This is a genomic window from Micromonospora sp. CNZ297, assembly GCF_007827625.1.
The window spans coordinates 301,438-310,191 of record NZ_VISU01000007.1 but is presented as its reverse complement, the minus strand read 5'-3'; the positions used below and the strand labels follow the sequence as shown (position 1 = coordinate 310,191).

The 8,754-nt window shown below is 72.1% G+C and carries 6 protein-coding genes; 1 reads left to right on the top strand and 5 read right to left on the bottom strand.

Going from position 1 to position 8,754, the window contains the following annotated elements:
- Positions 1-118 precede the first annotated feature (118 nt).
- Both FB454_RS16155 and FB454_RS16150 read right to left on the bottom strand, forming a co-directional pair.
- Positions 119-1,597 carry a glutamate-cysteine ligase family protein gene (locus tag FB454_RS16155; protein WP_013283292.1) on the bottom strand — a complete coding sequence of 493 codons (1,479 nt, stop codon included), beginning with the start codon at positions 1,595-1,597 and terminating at the stop codon, positions 119-121.
- Between the two features lie 253 nt (positions 1,598-1,850).
- Positions 1,851-2,432, bottom strand: a complete 582-nt coding sequence (locus tag FB454_RS16150; RefSeq protein ID WP_013283291.1) for a YceI family protein — start codon at positions 2,430-2,432, stop codon at positions 1,851-1,853.
- A gap of 101 nt (positions 2,433-2,533) precedes the next feature.
- Here FB454_RS16150 and FB454_RS16145 point away from each other — a divergent pair, with 101 nt between their 5' ends.
- Positions 2,534-3,025, top strand: coding sequence for a MarR family winged helix-turn-helix transcriptional regulator (locus tag FB454_RS16145; RefSeq protein ID WP_013283290.1), 492 nt, complete (start codon positions 2,534-2,536; stop codon positions 3,023-3,025).
- A gap of 281 nt (positions 3,026-3,306) precedes the next feature.
- Here the strand turns inward: FB454_RS16145 and FB454_RS16140 are convergent, their stop codons facing one another.
- The 3 genes from FB454_RS16140 to FB454_RS16130 form a co-directional block, all read right to left on the bottom strand.
- Positions 3,307-5,844 (bottom strand): helix-turn-helix domain-containing protein, encoded by a 2,538-nt coding sequence (locus FB454_RS16140; RefSeq protein ID WP_145823140.1) that lies wholly within the window; start codon positions 5,842-5,844, stop codon positions 3,307-3,309.
- A gap of 100 nt (positions 5,845-5,944) precedes the next feature.
- The gene (locus FB454_RS16135) at positions 5,945-7,093 is read right to left on the bottom strand and encodes an acyl-CoA dehydrogenase family protein (RefSeq protein ID WP_013283288.1); all 1,149 of its coding nucleotides are present in this window, start codon (positions 7,091-7,093) and stop codon (positions 5,945-5,947) included.
- Positions 7,094-7,211: 118 nt separating this feature from the next.
- Entirely contained in the window at positions 7,212-8,744 is a 1,533-nt protein-coding gene (locus FB454_RS16130) for an acyl-CoA carboxylase subunit beta (RefSeq protein WP_145754112.1), read from the bottom strand.
- Between the last annotated feature and the right edge of the window lie 10 nt (positions 8,745-8,754).

The window sequence follows — 8,754 nt, the reverse complement described above, 5'->3', positions numbered from 1 at the left end:
CGCTGCCTCAAGCGCTACATCGCCCGACAGCTCTACCGCACCATCACCACCCACCACCAAACCCCTTGACAACCCCACTCACAGATCGACGGGGCGAGGCGGCGGGGCGGGGTGTGGCTCAGTCGACGGGCCAGGTGTGGACGGGTTCGTTGCCGCGCTGGAGCTCGGCGTACCGCTGGACCATGTGGTGCAGCGCGGCCTCCCGGTCCAGGCCCCGGCTCCGCTCGGCCGCCCACACCGTCTCGGTCTGCCAGACCGCACCGTTGCGGCCGGTACGGCAGCGGCCCTCGATCACGCCGAGCAGGCGGTCCCGTTCGGCCGGGGCGACACCGAACCGGTCCAGCCCCTGCGCGGCCACCGGCAGCAGCGTGTCGAGTACGAGCGTGGTGACCGGCACGTCCCCGAGCCGGGGCCAGTGCAGGACCGCCTCGATGCCGCGCCGGGCGGCGGCGTGGAAGTTCTCCTCCGCCGAGCTGAACGTCAACTGGCTCCAGATCGGACGGTCCGACTCGGCGAGGCCGCGGGCCAGCCCGAAGTAGAACGCCGCGTTGGCGAGCATGTCCACCACTGTCGGGCCGGCGGGCAGCACCCGGTTCTCCACCCGCAGGTGCGGGCGGTCGTTCATGATGTCGTAGACCGGCCGGTTCCAGCGGTAGACGGTGCCGTTGTGCAGCCGCAGCTCACCGAGCGTGGGCACGCCACCGGCGTGCAGCACCTCGACCGGGTCCTCCTCCTCGCAGATGGGCAGCAGCGGCGGGAAGTAGCGGACGTTCTCCTCGAACAGGTCGAAGATCGAGGTGATCCAGCGTTCGCCGAACCACACCCGGGGCCGTACGCCCTGGGCCTTCAGCTCGTCCGGGCGGGTGTCGGTGGCCTGCTGGAACAGCGCGATCCGGGTCTCCGCCCAGAGCTGCCGGCCGTAGAGGAACGGCGAGTTGGCACCGACGGCGACCTGCACGCCCGCGATGGCCTGGGAGGCGTTCCAGTAGTCGGCGAAGCTGTCCGGCGCGACCTGGAGGTGGAACTGGAGGCTGGTGCAGGCGGCCTCCGGCGCGATCGAGTCGGTGTGCGTACGCAGCCGCTCGACGCCGTTGATGTCCAGCTCGATGTCCTCGCCGCGGGCGCCGACGATCTGGTCGTTGAGGACGCGGTACCGCTCGTTGGTGGAGAGGTTGTCGGCGACCAGGTGGCGTTCGGTGAGCGTGGGCAGGATGCCGACCATCATGATCGTCGCGTCGGACTTGGCGGCCCGCTCGTCGGCGCGGCTGAGACTGCTGCGCAGGTCCTGCTCGTAGTCGGCGAAGCCGCTGCCCTCGATCAGCCGGGGCGAGGCGTTCAGTTCGAGGTTGAACTGCCCCAGCTCGGTCTGGAACAGCGGGTCGGCGATGTCGGCGAGGATCTGGTCGTTGCGCATGGCCGGTTCGGCGGCCGCGTCGATCAGGTTCAGCTCGATCTCCAGCCCGGTCATCGGGCGGTCGGCGTCGAAGCCGAAGTCGTCGAGCATCAGCGCGAACACGTCCAGGCACCGTCGGACCTTCTGCCGGTAGCGGACCCGATCCTCGCGGGAGAAGGCGCCCTGCTCGACGTCTCTGCCCATGTGTCCTCCCGGCGCCGGTGCGACGGAACCGTACCGTTCCGCAACGCATTGTGAACCATTCACGTGGTGGGCGTAAGTGCGCCCACCCCGCCACCCGGCTGGACGGGCGACAGGTCTGCACCTGTACCCCGTCACCGCCGTCACCAGCGCGTCAGTGCGGAGAACTTCACGTGACGATTCACACCGCCGGGGCGTACGCGGGAAGGGCCCGCACCGTCGGGGACGGTGCGGGCCCTGCGGGCCTGTGCCGGGCTCAGCCCTGGCGGATGGCCTCACCCTCGATCTCGATCTTGACCTTGCGGCCGACCAGGACGCCACCGGTCTCCAGCGCCACGTTCCAGGTCAGACCGAAGTCCTCCCGGTCGATCTCGGTGGAGGCGGAGAAGCCGAAGATGTCCTGCCCGAACGGGCTGCGGCCGACGCCCTCGAACTCCACCTCGAGCTCGACCTGACGGGTCACGCCCTTGATGGTCAGCTCGCCGACGAGCACGAACTCGTTGCCCTCGCGGGACTTCACCTCGGTGCTGCGGAACTCCAGCGTCGGGAACTGCTCCGCGTCGAGGAACTCCGGGCTGCGCAGGTGCGCGTCGCGGTCCGCCTGGGCGGTGTTGATGCTGGCCGCCTGGATGCTGGCGGTGACCGAGGACTGCATCGGGTCGTCGGTGACGGTGATGGTGGCGGTGGCGTCCGCGAACTCACCGCGTACTTTGCTGACCATCATGTGCCGCGCGACGAAGCCGACACGCTTGTGCGCGGCGTCCAGCACGTAGGTGCCGGGGGTGGGGATGGTGAGACCCTCCCAGTCGCGGGTAGTCGCCTCGGTGCTGCTGGTCATGATGCTCTCCTCCGGAGAAGAATGTTTAGGAGCCCAACGACTGACTGAGCAACTATAGTTGAGACAATATTCCCCGTGTCAAGTGTTGCTAGGATGGTGGCGTGGACCAGAACGTGTTCGACGACCCCCGGATCACCGCCGTCGGCCTGCTCGTCGAGGCGCACGCCGGGCTCGCCGCCCGGTTCGCCGCCCAGTTCGAGGAGCACGGCCTCTCCCCGGTCGAGTTCGAGGTGCTGACCCGGCTCGCCCGCTCACCCAACAACCAGCTGCGGATGACCGACCTGGCCGCGCAGACCTCGCTCTCCACCAGCGGCGTGACCCGCGTGGTCGACCGGATGGAGCGGGACGGGCTGATCTGCCGGCGTGCCTGCCCGTCCGATCGGCGCAGTTCCTTCGCGGTGGTGACCACCGCCGGGCTCAGCCGGCTGGACGACGTCCTTCCCGGCCATCTGCGGATCATCGAGCAGTGGTTCACCAGCCAGCTCGACCCGGCGCAGCTCGACGGGCTGCTGGACGGGCTGCGCCGGGTACGCGACGCGGTCCATCCGGGCGCCACCGCCGGCAGCACCGAGCCGGTCGAGGACGCCGCCTGACGGTCCGCGACCTGCCGGGCACTACCTGCCGGTCACCGGCAGAATGACCGGCAGAACCGCCCGAACGGCCGGACAAAGCGGTCCACATATTCGCGAATCGGTCGTCCGACCTCGGTAGTCTTCCGGCAGCGGGGGGCACCGGGGGGTGCTGGCGCGAGCGTGGAGCGAGGGGCAGTACCAGGGGGCTACTTCGCTCGCGCCACCCCCGCGCCCTCCGCCCCTCCCGTGCCGGCCGACGCGCAGTGCGGCCACCGCGATCGACCGGGGTGACGACAAGACGCTCATCGCCCCCGTCGGGCCGTCAGGGAGAACAGCAACTCCTCCTCCTGCGGCAGCAGGCTGACGCCGGTGACCTGTCGCGCCGCGTCCAGCCGATCCAGCACGGCCGGATCAGCGGTGCTGACCGCCAGCCCCACCAGCGCCTCGACCAGATCCCGCCGATCGGCGACACCCTCGGCCGCGTCGGCAGCCGCGGCGAACCACTCCGCCGCCAGCTCCCGGTCTCCCCGGTGCAGCGCCACGTGCCCCTCGATCAACCCGCGCAGCGCGTCCTCGGTGCGCGCGTCCCCACCCGGGCCCGGCGGATCGAGCATCTCCACGGCCGGTGGACGGCGCCGGCCCGGCACCACTCCCGACGGCCACAGCTCGGCGATCGTGGCCAGCGCCTCGTCGGTGCGCCCGGCGTGGGCGAGCGCCAGCCCGACTGCGCCGACCGTCCGGCGCCGCCGCCCGGGATCACCCAGCTCCGCGAGCGCGGCCGCCACCCGGCGACCCTGCTCGACCGCCTCGGCGTATCGGCCCTCCAGGCGGGTCAGCTCGGCCTGATCGGCACGCGCCAGCACACGCAGGCGCTGGTCACCGCACTGTGCCGCCAGGCGGTCGACAGTCGCCAGCCGCCGCCGGGCACCGGCCAGCCGACCTTCGCGTACGTCGTGCCAGGTCAGGTGCGCCTGGGCGACGGCCATCTCGCGTACCCGGTGGTGCCGGGTGGCCGAGGCCAGTGCGGCCTCGGCCTGCTCGCGGGCCTCGTCGTGCGCGCCGAGCCCGAGCAGCAGCGCGCAGAGCACGGACCGGGCGGACAGTTCGCCTGTCACGTCGCCCGCCTCGGCGAAGACGACCAGGGCGGCCCGGGCCGCCGGGAGTTCCTCCGCGCCCGCGCCGTGCTCGGCGGCGAGCCGGGCCGCGCCGAGCATGGCCCAGGCCCGCAGCGTGGGCCGGGCACCAGCGGTACGCGGATCGGCGAGCAGCCGCCGCAGCCGGCGCCGGCCGGACACGTCCCGCCCGCGCAGCCGCCACCATCGGGGCAGTGAGGCGGCGAGCAGGAGCGCGGTCTCCGGCGCGTGCTCGGCGGCGTACGCCAGCGCGGCGGTGATGTCGCTCGTCGCCTCGTCGAGCACGTGCACCGCGCCGGACATCTGTGCGCCCACCAGCCCCGGCGCGGTGCGGTGGACCAGACCGGCGATCACCGCGGCGTGCCGCATCCGGATCCGGGCGGTCTCGCCCTCCAGGTCGGCCTGTTCCGCGGCGAAGTCACGGACCGCGTCCAGCAGACGGAACCGGAACGGGCCGGTGCCCCTGACACTCAGCAGGCCCAGCTCGCGCAGCCGGTCCAGCATCGGCGCGGCGTCCCACCGCCGGCCGCCGTCGGCGAGCAGATCCTCGGCCAGCTCGACCGACCAGCGGTTACGGAACGCGGACAGCCGCCGCAGCGCCGCCCGGTCGGCGTTGGCGAGCAGGTGATAGCTGGTCGCCACGGCGTCGCGCAGCGTCACAGTGCCGGCGGACGGGTCGGCGGGCTCCCAGCCGGGGCGTACGCCGGTCAGGTCCAGGACGCGGTCGCCGTAGCGGTCGAGCAGCTCGGTGACGTCGAGGATGCGTCCCCGTGCCGCCATCAGCTCGATGGCGAGCGGCAGTCCGCCGAGCCGGCGCACGAGCGCGGCGAGCGCCGGCAACTCGGCCGGGGTCGGTGGTTCCCGGCGGGCCTGGGCGAAGCGGGCGGCGAACAGCGCCGCCGCCGGCCAGCGGTCCAGGTCGGCCCGGTCGGCGGGTTCGGTGCCGGCCGGCGGTACGTCGAGCGGCGCGACCGGCCGGACCATCTCGCCGGCCAGGCCGACCGGGCGGCGGCCGGTCACCAGCACCCGCAGCGTCGGCACGGCGGCGGTCAGGACGCGGAGCGCCTCGGCCACCGGCTCCGGCGCCCGGTCGACGGCGTCGACGAGCAGCAGCGCCCGCCGGTCGCCGATCCGGCAGGACAGGTCGGCCAGCCGGTTCACGCCGAACATCGACGCCGACGCGGCGAGCACGTCGGCGGCGTCCGAGCCCTCGCCCACGAGCACCCCGGCCACGCCCGCCGGGTGGCGGGCCGCCACCGCGTGCGCGACGGTGACGGCCAGCGCCGTCTTGCCCACCCCGGCGAGCCCCACGAGGCTCACCACCGGGTACGCGTCGAGCAGCCCGGACACCTCCGCCACGTCCCGTTCCCGGCCGAGCAGCGGTACGGGCTGGGGCAGCGCCACCGGCGGATCGTCGGCGGCGGCACCGGCTGCGGGGAGGCGGGATGCCGCGGGCCGGGCGGTGTCGACGAACTCCCGCCGCTCGTCACCGCTCAGGCCGAGCGCGTCGGCCAGCAGGTCGACTGTGGTGCGCTGGGGCCGGGTGGCCCGCCCCCGTTCCAGATCGCGGACCGTCCGTACGCCCACGCCGGCCCGGCCCGCCAGCTCGGCCTGGGTCAGGCCGACGGCGAGCCGGTGCCCGCGCAGCAGGTCGGCCAGACCGGTACGACCGCCTGGGCACCGCGCACGGTCATGATCCGGAGTCATGGGCACGAAGATTACGGATGGACTCCGACGCTCCACAGCCCATCGTCAACCACCCGACCGTCCACTGCCGATATCCGACAGGGCGCGGTTCCGGGCGTCCTCACATGCCGAGATCGCGGGCGATGATCATGCGCTGCACCTCGCTGGTGCCCTCGCCGATCTCCAGGATCTTGGAGTCGCGCCAGAAGCGGGCCACCGGGTACTCGTTCATGAAGCCGTACCCGCCGTGGATCTGCGTGGCCTCGCGGGCGTTGTCCACCGCCACGGTGCTGGCGTGCAGCTTGGCGATGGCCGCCTGGCGCTTGAACGGCTCGCCGGCGAGCATCCGGGCGGCCGCGTCGTAGTAGGCCAGCCGGGCCGTGTGCGCCTTCATCTCCATGTCCGCGATCTTGAACTGGATGGCCTGGTAGTTGCCGATCGGCTGGCCGAACGCCTGGCGCTCCTTCGCGTACTTGATCGACTCGTCCACGCAGCCCTGGGCCAGGCCGACGGCGAGCGCCGCGATGGCGATCCGGCCCTCGTCCAGGATGCGCAGGAACTGCGCGAAGCCCCGGCCGCGCTCGCCGAGCAGGTTGGCCGCCGGCACCCGGCAGTCGTCGAACGTCAGCTCGTGGGTGTCCGACGCATTCCAGCCGACCTTCGAGTAGCCGGGCGCGACGGTGAAGCCGGGCGTACCGGACGGCACGATGATCGTGGACAGCTCCTTGCCGCCGTCCGGCCGCGTACCGGTGACGGCGGTGACTGTGACCAGCGCGGTGATGTCGGTGCCGGAGTTGGTGATGAACGCCTTCGAGCCGTTGATGACCCACTCGTCGCCGTCCAGGACCGCGCGCGTCCGGGTTCCGCCCGCGTCCGAGCCGGTGCCCGGCTCGGTGAGCCCGAACCCGGCCAGCGCCTCACCGCTGAGCAGCTTCGGCAGCCACTGCGCCTTCTGCTCCTCGGTGCCGAACCGGTAGATCGGCATCGCGCCGAGCGACACCGCCGCCTCCAGCGTGATGGCCACGCTGGAGTCGACCCGGGCCAGCTCCTCCAGCGCCAGGCAGAGCGCGAAGTAGTCGCCGCCCATGCCGCCGTGCTCCTCCGCGAAGGGCAGCCCGAACAGGCCCATCTTGCCCATCTGACGGACGATCTCGTACGGGAAGGTGTGCTGCTCGTAGTGCTCGGCGATGGTGGGCGCGACCACCTCGCGGGCGAATTCCCGGACGCTCTCCCGCAGCGCCTGCTGCTCCTCGTCGAGCCGGAAGTCCATGTCGATCCTCCTGGAAAGGGCGGGCCGCCGGGCGCTCGTGACGCCGGGAGCGGCTGAAGCGTTAGGAGGGGCCCCTTTACATGCACCAGGCGTTAAGAGGGGGCCCTTCCTTACCGGGTCAGACGGGGGTGACGCCGTGCCGGCGCCGGGAGAAGTGCCGCTCCTTGCCGCGCGCGGCGGTGAACCGGCGTACCAGCTCGGCGCGCAGCTCGTGCGGCTCGACGATCGCGTCCACCACCAGCTCGCTGGCGAGGCGCACCACGTCGATGTCGCGCTCGTACTCCTCGCGCTTCGCGGCCACGAACGCGGCCCGCTCGGCCTCGTCGGAGATGGCGGCGATCTTGTTGGCGTAGACCGCGTTGACGGCGGCCTCCGCGCCCATCACCGCGATCTTCGCGGTGGGCAGCGCGATCGTGGCGTCCGGCTCGAAGCCGGGACCGGCCATCGCGTAGAGACCCGCGCCGTACGCCTTGCGGACCACCACACAGATCTTGGGTACGGTCGCCTCGGAGATCGCCGTGATCATCTTCGCGCCGTGCCGGATGATGCCCTGCTTCTCCACCACGCTGCCGACCATGAACCCCGGCACGTCGCTGAGGAACAGCAGCGGCACGTTGAACGCGTCGCAGAGCTGCACGAACCGGGTCGCCTTGTCGGCCGAGTCGACGAAGAGCACGCCGCCCTTGAACATCGAGTTGTTGCCGACCACGCCGACGACCTCGCCGTTGAGCCGGCCGAACCCGATGGTCAGCTCCTTGGCCCACAGCGCCTGGATCTCGAAGAAGCTGCCGGAGTCGAGCAGGCCCTTGACGTACCGGCGCATGTCGAACGCCTGCCGCTCGCTGGCCGGGACCAGCGCGGCCAGGTCGGCCTTCTCCGGCGCGGCCACCGCCTCGGCCGCCGGCGGGTCCTGCTTCCAGTTCGACGGCAGGTAGGACAGGTACGTCCGCACCACGTCGAGCGCGTCGTTCTCGGTCTTGCAGAGGAAGTGACCCACGCCGGACTCGGCGCAGTGCACCTTCGCGCCGCCCATCGCCTCCAGCGTGGTCTTCTCGCCGGTGACCATCTCGACCATCCGGTCGGAGCCGAGGTACATGCTGGCGTTGCCGTCCACCATGGCGACCACGTCGCAGAACGCCGGGATGTACGCCCCGCCCGCCGCGCTCGGCCCGAACAGCGCGCAGACCTGCGGGATCGAGCCGGAGGCGCGGACCTGGTTCCAGAAGATCTTTCCGGCGCCGCGGCGGCCCGGGAACAGGTCGACCTGGTCGGTGATCCGGGCGCCGGCCGAGTCGACCAGGTAGACCATCGGGACGCCGGTCGCGTAGGCCCGCTCGATGATCCGGATGATCTTCTCGACGGTACGCGCACCCCAGCTGCCGGCCTTGACCGTGGAGTCGTTGGCCATCAGGCAGACCTGGCGGCCGTCGATCGTGGCGGTGCCGGTGACCACGCCGTCGGCGGGCAGCCCGTCGGCCATCGCGTTGGCGTAGAGCCCGTCCTCGACGAAGGAGCCCTCGTCGACCAGGTACGCCACACGCTCGCGGGCGAACAGCTTCCCCTTCGCGGCGTTTGCCGCGTGGTACTTGTCCGCACCGCCGGCGCGGGCGCGCTTGCGTAGCTGCTCCAGAGCTTCACCGTCGAGCGTCACGCCGACTCCC